The sequence below is a fragment of the Pseudochelatococcus sp. B33 genome (assembly GCF_053570585.1).
The window spans coordinates 68,566-84,414 of record NZ_JBSEFH010000019.1; the positions used below are offsets into that span (position 1 = coordinate 68,566).

Consider the following 15,849-nt stretch of genomic DNA (forward strand, 5'->3'; position numbering starts at 1 on the left):
CCTTGCCTGCTTGTCCGCGGCTGCTGATCCCGTTCTCCGTACGTGGCAAACTGGCATGCGCATCAAGAAAATGGAAGACGTTTTTTTTATTGAATTACATTCCATTTATTGCAATATGAGATCGACCCGACAGATCGGACGAGGCTTGCAATCGTCGGCGGTCGCGCCGCCTCACCCGGTCGGAGCGATCATGTCTCCAGACGCGCAGAACAACCGGTTGAGGGGGCCCGCGTGACCAGGATTCTCGTTATCGGCGGCACAGGTTTCATCGGCGCGCGCGTCATTGCGCGTTTGCTCGCGGCCGGAATGCGGCCGCGGATTGTCGATTTCGCACCGAACGCGGCGAGGCTCAGACCGGGCGACGCGGCGGCGTGCGAGTTCGTGACGGGAGACGTCACCAGCGCGGACGCCGTCGCCGCCGCTTCCGAAGGCTGTGACGGCATAGTCCATCTGGCGGGCATGCTGACGGTCGATTGCGCGCGCGACCCGGCCCGGGCGAGCGCGGTCAATCTGACCGGCAGTATCAATGTGTTCGAGGCGGCGAAGCAGGCGAAGCTGCCGGTGGCCTATCTCAGCTCGGCGGGCGTCTTCGGTCCGGACAGCGCCGATACGCCGTTTCCGATGACCATTTATGGCGTCACCAAGCTGGCCGTGGAAGGCGTTGCGCGGGTTTATGCGGCCGATCATGGCGTGCCCAGCCTGGGGCTTCGTCCCTATATCGTCTACGGACCGGGAGAGAGCAGCGGCATCGCGGCCGGCCCGTCGATCGCGATCGCCGCCTCGTTGCGCCGCGAGCCGGCGACGATCCGTTTCTCCGGCCGTGCCGGCTTCGTGCACGTCGATGACGTGGCTCGTTTGCTGGTCGCCGCTCTTTCCGGCGGCTTGGCCGGGTCTCCGGTGCTGACCGTCGCCGGACAGACGTGCGGCGTCGACGAATTCGTCGATGAGCTGGTTCGTCAAACCGGCTGGACGGGCATCACGGTTGCAGGAAGCCCGCTCAAGATTCCCGGTGACCTCGCCTCCGATCCGGTGCCGGCATGGCTCGGAGACCATCCGGTGACGCCGGTCAACGCGGGCATAGCGAAAACATTGGATGAACTGCGTCGGCAGGTTCCCGCCTGACGCCTTCGGTTGCATCATGACCGCGCCTGCGGTGCAGCCCCGGGTTCGGGCGGCGCGCGAACGGCGCGACAAGGGCGGTTGACCTTTCGCCGTTGCATGATGCAAATGGAAACGTATTCAACAGCGGAAACAATCCATGAGCAGCGTCCTCGAAAAGGCATTCTCGATCGTAGAACTTCTCGTCGATCACCCGACCGGCCTGCCGGTGTCGGCCATCGCATCTGCGACCGATCAGCCGATCAGCGGGGTTCATCGTACCTTGCAGGAACTTGCCCGTCTCGGTTACGTCAGGCAGGTTCAGACACAGGGCGATTACGCGTTGACGATCAAGCTGCCTGCCATGGGCCTCGGTTTTCTCGGTCGCGCGGGGATCACCGACATCACCCAGCCCGTGCTGGACCGGCTGGCGGCGGAATCGGGAGAACTCATCCGGCTCTCCGTCATCGACGGCGACCAGTTGATCTGGGTCGCCGTCGCGCAGGGGGCGACGCGCGGCCTGCGCTACGATCCGGGGCAGGAGCAGGGCGTCGTCGTCCATCTCGCCAGCTCCTCCGGTGGCAAGGCGTGGCTGTCGACGATGACGGACGAGGAGGCGCTCGCCCGCGTCTCGGCGCAGGGCCTGATCCGCGAGGCGGAAGGGGCCGGGCCGAACGCGCCCCGCACGCTGACCGAGTTGCTCGAGCAACTCGCCGAGGCGCGTGCGCGCGGCTACGCAACGGCGGTAGACAGCTATATCGCCGGCATGGCGGCCATGGCGGTGCCGGTGCGCTATCAGGGCAAGGGGGCGGTGCTCGGCTGCCTGTCGATCGCAGGGCCCGCCGTGCGCATGACGGCCGCGCGGATGGCGGAACTCGCGCCGAGCCTGCAGGCGACCGCCGTCGAACTGGGCGAGGCGGCGGCAGGTTCGCACTATTTCCAGGCGATCATGCGGGTGGTGGAAGGCGCCCCCGCCGGGGAGCGGCGGCGCGCATGAATCGCACCATCGCCTGCGACGTCCTCGTGATCGGCTCCGGCGCCGCCGGCCTTGCGGCCGCGGTGACGGCGGCCCATTTCGGGCTGAAGGTCGTGGTAGCCGAGAAGGAGCCGGTCTTCGGCGGCACCTCGGCATGGTCGGGCGGGTGGCTATGGATTCCGCATAATCCGCTGGCGCTGGCGGCAGGGATCGTGGAGCCGCCCGAAGCCCCGCTCGCGTATCTGTGCAGCGAACTCGGCAATCGGGCCGGCGATCCGCGCCTGCCGGTCTTTCTGGCCAACGGGCCGGACATGGTATCCTTCTTCCAGAACCACACCGCCGTGCACTGGATCGACGGCAATCGCATCCCGGATTTCCATGAAACGCCCGGCGCGAAGGACGGCGGACGCTCCGTCTCGGCCGCGCCCTATGACGCGCGCGGCCTCGGCGAGTGGGCGGCGAAGCTGCGCCCGCCGCTCGACGTTGCGAGCCTGTGGGGCATGGGGATCGCGAGCGGTGCCGACATGGCGCATTTCTTCAATGCGACGCGCAAGCCCCGTTCCGCACTGTACGCGGCGGGCCGCATCGCCCGCCACCTGCGCGATGTGGCCCTCTGCGGGCGGGGAATGACGCTGGTGAACGGCAACGCGCTCATCGCGCGCCTGATGCGCTCGGCTCTCGATCTCGGCGTCACGCTGATCGACAGCGCCCCGGCACGGGAACTGCTCTGCGAGGGAAGCTGCGTGAGCGGGGCGCGCCTGGGGACAGCGGGCGGCGAAACCGTCGTGCGGGCTGGGCGCGGCGTCGTGCTCGCGACCGGGGGCTTTCCGCACGATGCGGAGCGCCTTTCGGCGCTCGCGCCGCAGGCGGGCGGGGGAGAGGGCCACTATTCCGCCGCGCCGGAGGGCAACACCGGCGATGGCATGCGGCTGGCCGAGACGGCGGGCGGCGCGGTCGCCGGCGATCTCACATCCGCCGTCGCCATGGCGCCCGTCTCGCTGGTGCCGCGGCCGGATGGTACGGTGGCGCGTTTCCCGCACCTCGTGGAGCGTGCGAAGCCGGGCATCATCGCCGTCACGCCCGCCGGCCGGCGTTTCGTCAACGAGGCGGACAGCTACCACGATTTCATGCAGGCGCTGATCGCCGCAACACCCGCCGGCCATCAGCCCACCGCCTGGCTCATCGCGGACCACGCCGCGCAGCGGCGCTGGGGGCTTGGCTGGGCGAAGCCCTTTCCCTTCCCCACCGGCCCCGCGGTGCGGTCGGGCTATCTGCGGTGCGGGCGCACGCTCGCCGATCTGGCCCGCGCCTGCGGCATCCCCGCGCCTGCGCTCGCTGACACCGTCACCGATTTCAACCGCCATGCGGCGCGGGGCGAGGATCCTGTCTTTCATCGCGGGCAGTCGGCCTATAATCGCGTGCAGGGCGACGCGGACCACCGGCCGAACCCCTCACTCGCGCCGTTGACGCAGGCACCCTTCTATGCGGTGAAGATCGTGCCCGGCTCGCTCGGCACGTTCGCCGGGCTGCGTACGGACGAGGCTGCCCGCGTGCTCGACGGCGCGGGCCGCCCGGTGGCGGGTCTCTTCGCCGTCGGCAACGACATGGCGTCGATCATGGGGGGCAACTATCCGTCGGGCGGCATCACGCTCGGCCCCGGCATGACCTTCGGATACATCGCCGGCCGCGTTCTCGCCGGCCAGCCCGTCTCGGGGATCGATATCGCGCTCAGACAGCAGGAGGAAACGACATGAGTCTTTATGAACTTGCAACACTCGACACGGTGATCGGCGGTGCGGGGAAGGCCGCCACGGGGATCGAGGCATGGGTCGGGGCCGGGCAGGGGCGCCTCGTCGGCGCCTGGGGCACGGACATCGGCACGCTGAACCGCGTCTTCGTGCTGCGCGCCTTCGACGACATCGGGCAACTGCTGGAGGAGCGAGAACGCACCCTGCGCAGCGACAACCCCTTCGGCGCTGCGGAGCATCTGACGGCGCTGTCGCTCGAAAGCTACCGCGCCTTCGACTTCCTGCCGCCCGTCCAGCCGGGCAATTACGGATCCGTCTATGAGTTCCGCACCTACCGGGCCAAGGTCAACGGCCTGGCTCCGATCATCGAAAGATGGGCCGAGGCCGTGCCGAAGCGCGAGGCGTATTCGAAGCTGATCGTGGCCCTCTACGGCCTCGACGGCCAACCACGCCTGACCCACATCTGGCCCTATGAAAGCCTTGCCGCGCGCGCCGAGGCACGCGCCAAATCGGTTGCCGACGGCGTCTGGCCGCCGAAAGGCGGACCTGACTGGCTGACCCCGGACATGACGAGCCAGATCGCCCTGCCGCTGCCCTTCTCGCCGCTGAAATGACCATGCATCCGCTCTCGCTCGCCTTTCTCACCACCTTCGACGTCAGTCCGGTGGAGGCGGTGCGCATCGCCGCTGCCACCGGCTATGGGCTGGTCGGCCTGCGCATCCTTCCCGCCGGCGGGGAACCGGACTATCCGCTGCTGACGGGCGCGCGCGACCTCGCCGAGGTGCGCGCAGCGCTCGCCGACACGGGAATTGCCGTCGGGGAGGTGGAGATCATCCGCCTGAAACCGCAGAATGACTGGGACCTGTTCAGGCACTTTTGCGACCGTTGCGAGGCTCTCGGCGCCCGTCATGTGCTCGTGGCCGGCGATGACCCGGAAGCGGACCGGCTGACGGAAAACTTCGCCCGGTTCTGCGACCTGGCGGCAGCGCACCGTCTGACGGCGGATCTGGAGTTCATGCCCTGGACAGCGGTTGCGGACCTGACGGCGGCGCTTCGCATCGTCGAGGCGGCGGCGCGTCCGAACGGCGGTGTGCTGGTCGACGCCCTGCACGTCGACCGCTCGACCACGACGCTCGACCAGATCGCCGCGCTGCCGCGCGGGCGGGTGAACTACGTCCAGCTCTGCGACGGGCCGGTGCCTTACGACCCGGGCGACGAGGCGCTGATCCGCGTTGCGCGCGGCGAGAGGCTGTTTCCGGGCGAGGGCGGCATCGACCTCGTCGGCCTCGTCCGCGCCATTCCGGAAGGGGTGACGATCAGCGTGGAGGTGCCGCATCGCGCGCTGGCGCAGAAGATCGACGCGCCCGGCCGGGCGGCGATGGCCAACGCCGCAACGCGCGCGATTCTGCGTGCGGCCGGCCGGGCCTGAGTCATGCCCGCCCAGGGCGTCCCCGCCCCGGTGTCACGAGCCCATGCGTCACGAGCCCATGCGTCACGTGCCCATGCGTCACGTGCCCATGCGTCACGTGCCCATGCGTCACGTGCCCAATCGTCACGCATCCAAGCGTGACGAATGCAATTTTACGCGCGGATCATCCATTGAAAGACGGCCTGTTCTCTCCAGAATGAAGCCAATATCAAATGCTTCGGGGAGGCATGATGCGCACGCAGGTCGTCATTGTCGGTTCGGGTCCCTCGGGCCTGCTGCTCGGTCAGCTCCTGACCAGGGCCGGCATCGACAACGTCATTCTGGATCGGGTCAGCCCGGACTACATCCTGGGCCGCGTGCGCGCCGGCGTGCTGGAAGAAGGCACCGTGCGCGTGGCGGAAGCGGCCGGCGCGGCGGAGCGCCTGCACCGGGAGGGCCTGCCGCATGAAGGCATTTCGCTGGGGTTCGGCGGCGAGGACCACCGCATCGATCTGACGAAGCTCACCGGTGGCAAGCACGTCGTGGTCTACGGCCAGACGGAACTGACCCAGGACCTGCTCGACGAGCGCCGGAAAAGCGACGCGGACGGGTTCTACGAGGCAGCCGGCGTCGCCCTCCACGACTTCGATACCGACAGTCCCTATGTGACCTTCCAGAAGAACGGCGTCACGCGTCGTATCGACTGCGACTACATCGCCGGTTGCGACGGTCATCACGGCGTCAGCCGCCAGTCCGTGCCGGCGAGCGCGATCCGCACGTTCGAGAAGGTCTATCCCTTCGGCTGGCTCGGCGTGCTGATCGACCGGCCGCCGGTCGATCGCGAACTGGTCTACGCCAGGCACGAGCGCGGCTTCGCGCTCTGCTCGATGCGCTCGCGGACGCGCAGCCGCTATTACATTCAATGCGCGCTCGACGAGAAGATCGAGGACTGGAGCGACGATCGCTTCTTCGACGAACTGCGCCGCCGCCTGCCGGCGCGCCACGCGGAAGCCCTGGTGACGGGCGAAACCTTCGAGAAGTCCATAGCGCCGCTGCGGTCCTTCGTCGCCGAGCCGATGCGTTTCGGCCGCCTGTTCCTGGTGGGCGACGCGGCGCATATCGTGCCGCCGACCGGAGCAAAGGGCCTCAATCTCGCGGCAAGCGACGTCCACTACCTCCATGAGGGCCTGCGAGAGGTCTACGCCGAGCACTCGTCCGCCGGCATCGACGCCTATTCCGCGCGGGCGCTGGCGCGCGTGTGGAAGGCGGAGCGCTTTTCGTGGTCCATGACCATGCTCCTGCATCGCTTCCCCGATGAGGGGCCGTTCGACCAGAAGATGCAGGAAGCCGATCTCGACTATCTCGTCCACTCGCAAGCGGCTTCCACCGCGCTGGCCGAGAACTATGTCGGGCTGCCGTTCTAAAGCAATTCCAGCAAAAGTGGGAACCGATTTTGCATCCAGAATTGCGTAGAAACAAAGAGATAGAGCATTTGTCCGTTTCGACGAAAAGGAGAAATGCGCCAGCGCCGCATCAGTCGGGCAGCGGCCCGAGATGGTCGAAGGAGGGTCTGCGCGTCGCCCTGCCGTTCCGGGGTTCGGTCGCGCGGGTGGCTTCGATGCCGTAGCGTTCGGCCATCTTCAGAATATGCGCGCCGAGCGCGTCCAGCGCGCCCGGCATATCGCCCGCATCCAGGTGTTCGATGATCTCGAAATGCTCCCGGCTCGCCGTCTGGCGTGTCGGCAGCGTCGATCTGTGCGACCGGAGGGTCGCCACCTTGCCGGCGGCGAGGCGGTAGGCATTGATGAGATAGGGATTGCCGCTGTTCTCGATGGCGGTGCTGTGGAATTTCGTGTCCGCGCGGGCAGCCCCGAGGTGATCGTCGGCGCGCATCGCCTTGTCCATTTCCGTGGCCGCGCTCTTCATTCCGGCCAACGTCTCGTCACGCTTCCTCTGCATGGCGAGACGCATCGCTTCGCACTCGATCATCTTGCGGAATTCGCACAGGTTGTCGGTATCCTCCTTCGTCGGCAGAAAGACGAAACTGCCGCGCTGGGGCCGTATATCGATCAAACCTTCCTGCGCCAGGGCCGTGAACGCTTCCCGCACCGGACTTCTGCTGACGCCCAGAATCGTCGCGAGTTTGTCTTCCGACAGAGCGTCGCCAAGTTCAAACTCTCCGTCAAGGATGGCCTCGCGCAGACGCTCGGTCACGCGCGCCGTCAATGAACCTCGTGGTCTCGAATCCACTTCGCAACTTGTCCCTGTCGTTCGATGCGTTCCGATGATGGATGATTCCACACGGGCGCCGTGAAACTCAACTTATTCGAATCGTTCCGGTCTTCAAAGTCTCCCTCATGCCGGTATCGACTCGAGGAAAGCGTGGGTCGCGGCTAGGCCGCTCAGTGCCTTCTCCGGAAAGCTCAGCGACGAATCCCCCTTGTGAGGCGTTTCGACACTGATGGCGATATCCCGGGGCAGCGTCGTCATCAGCTCCTTCAACCAGAGCCCGCCCTCGCCGGGCATCATCCGCGCGCCGCGCGCCTCGGCGATGCGGGCATCGTCGTCGGCGGGCTGCAAGGCCGGCGCATCGCAAAGTTGCAGATAAAGGATGGCGCCCTGCGGCAGCGCCGCGACCGCAGCCGGGCCGCCGCCCGAGCGCGAGAGGTGCAGCGCATCGAGCAGAATGCCGACATTGCGGCGTCCGGAAGCCCGGGCCAGCCGGAAGGCGTCCTCGATCGTCGCGGTGGAGCGCCAGCGCATGAATTCGATCGCCATCCCGATATCGTGCTCCGCCGCGACATCGGCGATGCGGCCGAGATTGTCGGCGGCGCGGGACGGTTCGGGGTCCTCGCAGGTGATCTGCATGAGCGGCATGCCAAATTCCGCTGCGGTTTCGATGACGGGCCGCCACGCCTCGACATCGGTTTCCGGCCGCAGCGTGAAGACTTCGCCGTCGAGAAACGATATGCCGAGATCGGCTGCCGCGGTCCGGATTTCCCGTATCAGCGGCCCGTTGCCGACAATGGGGTGAGCGAGGTCTAGCCCGTGAGGGGCGATCAGGCGCAGGCCCGCCGCGTCGTATCCGGCCGCGGCGGCGCATTTGACGTGGTCGACCGGCGGGCAGCCCTGGACGGTCAGATAGGCGAGAGACAGCAGATGGCGGTCGTGCATGGGAAACCTCAATAGGTCGCGCGGCCGCCGGAGACATCGAAGACCGCGCCCGTCGAGAACGAGCACTCCTGCGATGCCAGCCAGGCGACGAGGGAGGCCACTTCCTGCGCCCGGCCCAGGCGGCCGACCGGAATCCTGGAGGTCACGTAGGCCTTGAATTCGGGCGTGAGCTGATCGAGCATGTCGGTGTCGATCGCGGCGGGCGTGACGCAGTTCACCCGGATCTGCGTCGCCGCCAGTTCCTTGCCGATCGATTTCGTCAGGCCGATCACGCCGGCCTTCGCCGCAGAATAGGCGACCGCGTTCGGGTTGCCTTCCTTGCCGGCGATCGAGGCCATGTTGACAATGCGGCCATATCCGGTCTTGAGCATCTCCCGCACCGCAGCCTGGCAGCAATAGAACACCGCGTCGAGGTTCAGGGACATGACGAATCGCCAGCCGTCGTGTGGATAGTCGGCGAATTCCTTCAGGGGGCCGTTGTGGCCGGCGCAGGTGACGAGGATGCCGAGCGCGCCGAGATCCTCTACGACCTGCGAGGTCGCCCCGGCAACAGCCGCGGCATCGGTGACGTCGACGACATAGCCCCTGGCCCCGGGCAGTTTCGCGGCGGCCGCACCGGCGCGTTCGCCGTCGATGTCCCAGATGGCAATCCTGTGCCCTTCGGCCGCGAGACGTGCGGCGATCGGCAGTCCCAGTCCGCCGGCTCCCCCCGTAACGATTGCGACCCGCGACGTTTCCGCTGCCTGCATGATGTCTCCCCGGCCTTGGCAAGGGGCAGCAAAACTACCCGCTTGACAAACAAACATACTAACATTCTAGTAGCCCATATGGAGCGGAAACGATTCAGTTGTCAAGCCGCCGGGAATGCGACTGCACAAAAACGAAGGCTCGGGAGGAGAGCGAGATGGGACTGAAGGGATCGGCATTTCTTGCCATCTGGCATGACATCGCCGAAGGCAAGCACGGCGAATATATCGAGTGGCATACGCGCGAGCATATGCTCGAGCGCCTGTCCATTCCGGGTTTCAGGACCGGCAAGCGCCTGCATGCGCCGGAAGCCGGCCGCTACGTGTTCGGCACGATCTATGCCGCCGACGATGTGGAGGTGTTCCGCTCCGCGGGCTATATCGAGCGCCTGAACAATCCGACGCCCTGGACGGCGGCCGTGGCGCCGAGCTTTCAGAACTTCCTGCGTGTCGCCTGCGAAAGGATCGTGACCGCCGGCAACGGAGACGGCGGCAGCATGGCGACCATCCGTTTCGATTTCACGGCGGCGGACGCGGAAGCGGCGTTGCGCGACAAGGCCCAGGGGCTCGTCGATGAGGTCCTGGCTCTGCCGGGCGTGGCCTGCGTGCATCTCGGCGTTGCCCGCAGCGAGGTTTCGGGCGTTCGCACGCGCGAGACGGAACTGCGTCAGGCGATGTCCGAAAAGGGGTTCGACGCCGTTCTCCTCGTCGAAGGCTCCTCCCGCGCCGGCCTTGAAGCCGCCTTGCCGGCAATCGAGCGTCTCGGCATTGCCTGCGGCGTGCTGGGTTCGCCGGCCGGCCTCATCTATGAAACGGCCTTCAGCCTGACGTCAGAAGATATGCGGGTGCATGCATGAAACGGATACTGATCACCGGCGGCGGTGGCTTCCTCGGCGGCTGGATCCTGCGGTCGCTGTCGAAGGACGGGCATCGGGTGCGCATCTTCGACCTTGCCGACGACCGGCGCGTCGTGCGGGAGATCGCGGGCGAGCAGGCGGAGGGCGCGGACTGGGTCCGGGGCGATGTCACGGATACCGCCGCGGTGGCGGAGGCGGCGCGCGGCTGCGATGCCATCGTCCATCTGGCGGCGCTGCTGACGCCGGCCTGCAAGGCCGATCCGATCCTCGGCGCGAAGGTGAACCTGATCGGCACGCTCAATGTGTTCGAGGCTGCGAAGGCCAACGGAATCCCCCGCGTCGTGTATGCCAGCAGTGCCGCCGTGTTCGGGCCGGACGACGGAACGAGGCCGGATCCGGTCACGCTTTACGGCGCTTACAAGCTCGCCTGCGAGGGTTGTGCCCGGGCCTACTGGCTCGACGAGGGCGTCGCCAGCGTCGGCCTGCGCCCGACCATCGTCTATGGACCGGGGCGTGCGATCGGCCTGACGGCCGGGCCGACCATCGCCTGCCGGGAAGCCGTCGCCGGAAGGCCCTACACGATCGGCTATTCCGGTCCGCAGGATCTTGTTTTCGTGGGCGATGCCGCCGCCGTCTTCGCGGCCGCCGCGATACGGCCGTTCGAAGGGGCGCATGCCTTCTCGCTCGGCGGCGGGACCGCGGATGTTCCCGAGATCATCGATGCCATCCGGGCGGAAATCCCCGGTGCAAGGATCGATTTCAGCGGGCCTCCCGTTCCCATGGCCGCCGAGATCGGCGAAACGCCCTATGAGGGCCTGCTCGGCCCCTTGCCCCGGACAGGGCTTCGCGACGGCATCAGGCTGACCGTCGCGCACTACCGCGCCCAGGCGAACTGAATGTCGGTCTTTCCGTCGGCTGTTCATGGTCATCATGCGAGCCGGACGAGAAGTATCAACATGCGGCATGACTATTGACCTTGGTAATGCCGTATTATCTGGCGATATAATAATATATATTATGAATAAATATCGCCATATCAAATAAAACTACTGTACAAACAGTCGAAATTCACTTCATGGAGGAGGATCAAGAATGGGTAAGTTTTCGGTTCGGGTTGCCGTCTTGGCCATTGCGGCGAGTCTGGGAGTTGCAGGCGCCGCTTCCGGTGCGGGCGCGCAGGCACTCGAAAGAATCAAGGAAGCGGGTGTCGTCCGCGTCGGCGTCATGGGTGAGCAGGCGCCATGGGGGTCGATCGACGCCAGTGGCCAGAACATCGGCTACGACGTCGACGTGGCGAGGCTGATCGGCGAAGAACTCGGAGTGAAGGTGGAGTTCGTGCCCAATGCGGTCGCCGCCCGCATTCCGAACCTGCTGACGGGCAAGGTCGACCTGCAGATGGCCGTCATGGGCATGTACCCCGACCGCGCCAAGGCGGTGCAGTTCTCCAAGCCCTATTCCGGGCTGAAGATCATTCTGCTCTCGAGCGAGAAGAACAAGATCGAGACGATCGAGGACGCCCGCAACCTGCGCATCGGCGTGCCGCGCGGCGCGGCTCAGGACAAGGCGATCACCACGCTGCTCGGCGACATTCCGAACATTCGCCGCTTCGACGACGACAGCTCCACCATGCAGGCGCTCGTCTCGGGCCAGGTCGACGCCATCGGCGGCAACACGACCTACAAGATCAATCTCGACAAGGCCGCGCCCGGCAACGATTTCGAGCAGAAGCTCGTGTTCAACGAGCAATGGCAGGGCATCACCACCAAGCTCGGCGACGCGGAAATCAACGCCTGGCTCAACACGTTCATCGACAAGATCCATGCCGATGGCCGGCTTGAGGCGATCAGCCAGAAGTGGCTTGCGCAGCCGCTGCCGGACTTTCCGGAGGCCGTCGAAGGCGTGCCCTTCACCGTCGAGTGACCGCGGCAGGGCCTCATAGTCGCGAGACTTCTGGTCCCGAGGCAAGACATGTCGAGGCGCGGCCGCGTTCGCGTGGTCGCGCCCTTTCCACCATCTGTCGGGAACCGAAATGCGAACGATCTTCATACTCAACGGGCCGAACCTCAACCTGCTCGGCCAGCGCGAGCCCGATATCTATGGCCGTACCACCCTCGACGAGATCCGTGGCTGGTGCGAGGCCGATGCCGCGGAGCTCGGCGTCGCCATCGACTTCCGCCAGTCGAACTTCGAGGGCGAGATCATCGAGTCCATCCACGCCGCCCGGGACACGGCCGCCGGCATCATCATCAACCCCGCGGCCCATACCTTCACCTCGATCGCCATTCTGGATGCGCTCAAGACCTTCAACGGTCCGAAGATCGAGCTCCACATCTCGAACGTCCATCAGCGGGAAGAGATCTATCACAAGTCCCTGGTCTCCAGGACGGCGACGGCGGTCATGGCCGGTTTCGGCGCGTTCGGCTACCGGCTGGCCTTGCGGGCGATGGTGGAGATGACGAAGTGACCAGAATCGTCCTGCTTGGCGCCGGCCTGATCGGCCGCGAGCACGCCGGCCTCATAGCGTCCCGCCGGGACGTTTCGATCGCCGCGATATGCGATCCCTCGCCCGAGGCCGCCGCCCTGGCGGAGCGGCTCTCCGTGCCGCATCGCACCGACTACGTGTCGGTCCTGGAGGAGATGCGCCCGGACGGCGCGATCATCGCCCTGCCGAACCGGCTTCACGCTCCGGCTGCGCTGGCCTGCATCGAGCGCGGCATTGCCTGCCTGGTCGAAAAGCCGATAGCGGAAAGCCTTGCCGCTGCCGGCCTGATCGTCGACGCCGCCGAGCGGCACGACGTGCCGGTCCTCGTCGGCCATCAGCGGCGCCACAGCCCCGATATCCGCGCCGCCCGGCGTGCGATCGAGGCCGGCGAACTCGGCGAGCTCGTCGCCGTCAACGGCATGACGCTCTTCGACAAGCCGGACGATTACTTCGACGTGGAATGGCGCAGGCAGCGCGGGGGAGGGGTCATTCTCATCAACCTCATCCACGATATCGATGTCCTGCGCCATCTGGTGGGGGAAATACACAGTATCCGCGCCTTCACCTCCAATGGGCGACGGGGATTCGAGGTCGAAGACACCGCGAGCGTTTCCGTCCGCTTCGTGAACGGTGTCCTCGGCACGTTCCTCATCTCGGATAACGCCGTCAGCCCCTGGGCGTGGGAATATACATCCGGGGAGGCGCTCTATCATCCCGCGCAGCCCGGCTCGTATCTGTTCCTTGCCGGACGCCGGGCCGCCCTCTCCGTTTCCGACATGCATCTCTGGCGTCATGCGCACGAGAATGCGCATTGGCAGCACCCGCTCGTGCGCGAGTACCGCGGCGCCGGGGGCCCGCCGACCTATCTCAGCCAGCTCGACCATTTCGTGGCGCTCATCCGGCGCGAGGAAAAGCCGCTGGTCACGGCGCGCGACGGCCTGTTGACGCTTGCCGCGACCCTTGCGGTGGACCGCGCGGCACGCGAGGACCGGACCGTCACCGTGGCGGAGATGCTCGACGAAAGCGGGGTTGCGGCGTGACCGGGATGCTCTCCCCGTCCTTCCCGATGCGCCTTGCCGACAGTCCGCCGGAGCGGTTGAACGGTGCCCGGATCTTTCGCCGGCAGGCGGGGCGGCTATCCTCGACCCGCCCGCGCAAGACGCCTGTCCCGCGCCGCCTCCCGCTCCAAGCGGCATCGACAGGCGCAATGAAGGATGAGGGGGGACGCAATGACACTTGACTTCAGCGTCGTGACCGATGCCTGGGAAGCCCTGATGTTCGGCACTCTCGGCACGTTATTCCTGGCTTTGTCCGGGATGGTCATCGCCATGATCATCGGCGTTCTGGGTGTCGTCATCATCAGGACGCAGCTGCGGATACCCGCGTTTCTCGTCGCCGCATTCGTCGAAGTCGTGCGCAACACGCCCTTCCTGGTCCAGGTTTTCTTCATCTTCTTCGCGTTGCCGCTGGCTGGCATCCGCCTCAATCCGACGATGACGGCGATCATCGCGCTCGGCATCAACGGCGGCGCCTATGCCATCGAGATCATCCGCGGCGGTGTCGAAAGCGTTCCGAAGGGGCAGACCGAGGCGGGCCTCGCCCTCGGCCTGCACAAGCACGAGGTCTTTCGGCTGATCGTGCTCACCCCGGCGCTGCGCGCGATCTATCCCTCCCTCACCAGCCAGTTCATTCTGCTGACCCTGACGACGGCGATATGTACGTCGATTTCGGCCTATGAGCTCACCTCGGTCGGCCAGAGGATCGAGGCGGACACGTTCCGGAGCTTCGAGGTCTACTTCACGCTCACCGGCATCTACCTGCTTATCTCGCTCGCGATGATGTGGCTCCTCGCGGCCATCGGCCGCTGGGCCTTCAGCTATCCGCAACGTTGAGGAGGGCGCCATGGGTATTCAGGAATTCACCTATCTCCTGCAGGGGCTTCTCTGGACGCTGTTTCTCACGGCCATCGGATTTGCCGGCGGTATCGCCTTCGGCATGATCATCGCCCTGATGCGGATATCGCAGTCTCCCTGGCTTCGGATCCCTGCGATCTGCTGGATCGGGCTGTTTCAGGGAACGCCGCTGCTCATGCAGTTGTTCGTTGCCTATTTCGGCCTGCCCCTGCTCGGCTTCAATCTGCCCGCCTGGGGGGCTGTGTCCATCGCGCTGACCGCGCACGCCTCGGCGTTCCTCGGCGAGATCTGGCGGGGCGCGATCCAGGCCGTCCCGCCCGGGCAGAGCGAGGCGGCGCATGCGCTCGGCCTGCATGCCACGAGCCGGATGATCGACGTGATCATGCCGCAGGCCTTCAAGCTGTCGTTGCCGGCGACGGTCGGCTTCCTGGTGCAGTTGCTGAAGGGCACGTCGCTGGCCGCGATCGTCGGCTTCATCGAGCTCGCCCGGGCCGGCACCATCGTTTCCAACCAGATCTACAAACCGCTGCTCGTCTTCGGCGTGGTCGGGGCGATGTATTTCGTCATGTGCTGGCCGCTGTCGCTCTGGGGCCGCCGGCTCGAGCGGCAGATGGCCGCCGGCACGACAAAATGAAGGGAGGGGACATGACACAGATGACCGACACGATTGCCGGCGCCGCACGGGACGACGCCGGCGGGCCGATGATCGAGATGCGCCAGGTCGAGAAGTACTACGGCACTTTTCACGCGCTCAAGGATATCAACCTGAAGGTCACCAGGGGCGAGAAGATCGTGCTCTGCGGCCCCTCGGGTTCGGGCAAGTCGACGCTGATCCGCTGCATCAATCACCTCGAAGCCATCGAGAGCGGCGAGATCGTTGTGGCGGGCCATCGCCTCAACGACAGCCAGAAGGCCGTGGACGCCGTGCGTCGCGAAGTCGGCATGGTTTTCCAGCAGTTCAACCTGTTCCCCCACAAAACCGTTCTGGAAAACTGCATTCTGGCGCCGATGCGCGTGCGCAAACTCTCCCGCCCGGAGGCCGAGGCGACGGCGCGCAAGTATCTGGAGCGTGTGAGGATCGGCAATCAGGCGGAAAAATATCCCGCGCAGCTTTCGGGTGGCCAGCAGCAGCGTGTCGCCATTGCCCGCGCCCTGTGCATGGAACCGAAGGCCATGCTGTTCGACGAGCCGACGTCCGCACTCGATCCGGAAATGGTCAAGGAAGTTCTCGACACGATGGTCTCTCTCGCCCGCGACGGCATGACCATGATCTGCGTCACGCATGAGATGGGCTTCGCACGGCAGGTGGCCGATCGCGTCATCTTCATGGCGGACGGCCAGATTCTCGAGGAAAACGATCCCGAAACCTTCTTCAGAGCCCCCCAGCACGAACGCGCGCGGACGTTCCTGGGCGAAATCCTCGTGGCCAGCCACTGACCGTCATCCG

17 protein-coding genes are annotated in these 15,849 nt (G+C 66.1%); 14 read left to right on the forward strand and 3 right to left on the reverse strand.

The annotated features are described in order from the left end of the window. The first annotated feature begins 231 nt into the window (after window positions 1-231). From ACUSIJ_RS20260 to pobA, 6 genes are all read left to right on the forward strand, one after another. Window positions 232-1,122, forward strand: a complete 891-nt coding sequence (locus tag ACUSIJ_RS20260) for an NAD-dependent epimerase/dehydratase family protein (RefSeq protein ID WP_449310230.1) — start codon at window positions 232-234, stop codon at window positions 1,120-1,122. A gap of 136 nt (window positions 1,123-1,258) precedes the next feature. After that, entirely contained in the window at window positions 1,259-2,095 is an 837-nt protein-coding gene (locus ACUSIJ_RS20265) for an IclR family transcriptional regulator (protein ID WP_449310231.1), read from the forward strand. Next, entirely contained in the window at window positions 2,092-3,828 is a 1,737-nt protein-coding gene (locus tag ACUSIJ_RS20270; protein WP_449310232.1) for an FAD-dependent oxidoreductase, read from the forward strand. Before ACUSIJ_RS20265 ends, ACUSIJ_RS20270 begins: the two co-directional genes overlap by 4 nt. Then, window positions 3,825-4,436 (forward strand): NIPSNAP family protein, encoded by a 612-nt coding sequence (locus tag ACUSIJ_RS20275; RefSeq protein WP_449310233.1) that lies wholly within the window; start codon window positions 3,825-3,827, stop codon window positions 4,434-4,436. Before ACUSIJ_RS20270 ends, ACUSIJ_RS20275 begins: the two co-directional genes overlap by 4 nt. Before the next feature lie 2 nt (window positions 4,437-4,438). Beyond that, entirely contained in the window at window positions 4,439-5,251 is an 813-nt protein-coding gene (locus tag ACUSIJ_RS20280; RefSeq protein ID WP_449310234.1) for a sugar phosphate isomerase/epimerase family protein, read from the forward strand. A gap of 230 nt (window positions 5,252-5,481) precedes the next feature. Continuing rightward, complete coding sequence (gene pobA, locus ACUSIJ_RS20285) at window positions 5,482-6,654, forward strand: 4-hydroxybenzoate 3-monooxygenase (RefSeq protein ID WP_449310299.1); 1,173 nt, start codon at window positions 5,482-5,484, stop codon at window positions 6,652-6,654. 109 nt (window positions 6,655-6,763) lie between these two features. Here the strand turns inward: pobA and ACUSIJ_RS20290 are convergent, their stop codons facing one another. The 3 genes from ACUSIJ_RS20290 to ACUSIJ_RS20300 form a co-directional block, all read right to left on the reverse strand. Further along, window positions 6,764-7,444, reverse strand: a complete 681-nt coding sequence (locus tag ACUSIJ_RS20290) for a GntR family transcriptional regulator (protein ID WP_449310235.1) — start codon at window positions 7,442-7,444, stop codon at window positions 6,764-6,766. Between the two features lie 141 nt (window positions 7,445-7,585). Next, window positions 7,586-8,404 (reverse strand): sugar phosphate isomerase/epimerase family protein, encoded by an 819-nt coding sequence (locus ACUSIJ_RS20295; protein WP_449310236.1) that lies wholly within the window; start codon window positions 8,402-8,404, stop codon window positions 7,586-7,588. Between the two features lie 8 nt (window positions 8,405-8,412). Beyond that, window positions 8,413-9,153, reverse strand: coding sequence for an SDR family NAD(P)-dependent oxidoreductase (locus ACUSIJ_RS20300; protein ID WP_449310237.1), 741 nt, complete (start codon window positions 9,151-9,153; stop codon window positions 8,413-8,415). A 155-nt stretch (window positions 9,154-9,308) separates the two neighbouring features. On the opposite strand from ACUSIJ_RS20300, the gene ACUSIJ_RS20305 reads away from it, so the two are divergent. The 8 genes from ACUSIJ_RS20305 (at window position 9,309) to ACUSIJ_RS20340 (ending at window position 15,839) form a co-directional block, all read left to right on the forward strand. Continuing rightward, on the forward strand, window positions 9,309-10,007 hold the full coding sequence (locus ACUSIJ_RS20305; protein ID WP_449310238.1) for a hypothetical protein: 699 nt from the start codon (window positions 9,309-9,311) through the stop codon (window positions 10,005-10,007). Further along, window positions 10,004-10,903 (forward strand): NAD-dependent epimerase/dehydratase family protein, encoded by a 900-nt coding sequence (locus ACUSIJ_RS20310; protein ID WP_449310239.1) that lies wholly within the window; start codon window positions 10,004-10,006, stop codon window positions 10,901-10,903. Before ACUSIJ_RS20305 ends, ACUSIJ_RS20310 begins: the two co-directional genes overlap by 4 nt. A gap of 196 nt (window positions 10,904-11,099) precedes the next feature. After that, a complete protein-coding gene (locus ACUSIJ_RS20315; protein ID WP_449310240.1) occupies window positions 11,100-11,927 on the forward strand; it encodes a transporter substrate-binding domain-containing protein in 828 nt (275 codons plus the stop codon). A gap of 109 nt (window positions 11,928-12,036) precedes the next feature. Next, on the forward strand, window positions 12,037-12,471 hold the full coding sequence (gene aroQ / locus ACUSIJ_RS20320; protein WP_449310241.1) for a type II 3-dehydroquinate dehydratase: 435 nt from the start codon (window positions 12,037-12,039) through the stop codon (window positions 12,469-12,471). Next, the gene (locus ACUSIJ_RS20325; protein ID WP_449310242.1) at window positions 12,468-13,529 is read left to right on the forward strand and encodes a Gfo/Idh/MocA family protein; all 1,062 of its coding nucleotides are present in this window, start codon (window positions 12,468-12,470) and stop codon (window positions 13,527-13,529) included. Before aroQ ends, ACUSIJ_RS20325 begins: the two co-directional genes overlap by 4 nt. A gap of 189 nt (window positions 13,530-13,718) precedes the next feature. Continuing rightward, entirely contained in the window at window positions 13,719-14,381 is a 663-nt protein-coding gene (locus tag ACUSIJ_RS20330; protein ID WP_449310243.1) for an amino acid ABC transporter permease, read from the forward strand. 10 nt (window positions 14,382-14,391) lie between these two features. After that, on the forward strand, window positions 14,392-15,036 hold the full coding sequence (locus ACUSIJ_RS20335; protein WP_449310244.1) for an amino acid ABC transporter permease: 645 nt from the start codon (window positions 14,392-14,394) through the stop codon (window positions 15,034-15,036). Window positions 15,037-15,113: 77 nt separating this feature from the next. Then, a complete protein-coding gene (locus tag ACUSIJ_RS20340) occupies window positions 15,114-15,839 on the forward strand; it encodes an amino acid ABC transporter ATP-binding protein (RefSeq protein ID WP_449310300.1) in 726 nt (241 codons plus the stop codon). The last annotated feature ends 10 nt before the right edge of the window (window positions 15,840-15,849 follow it).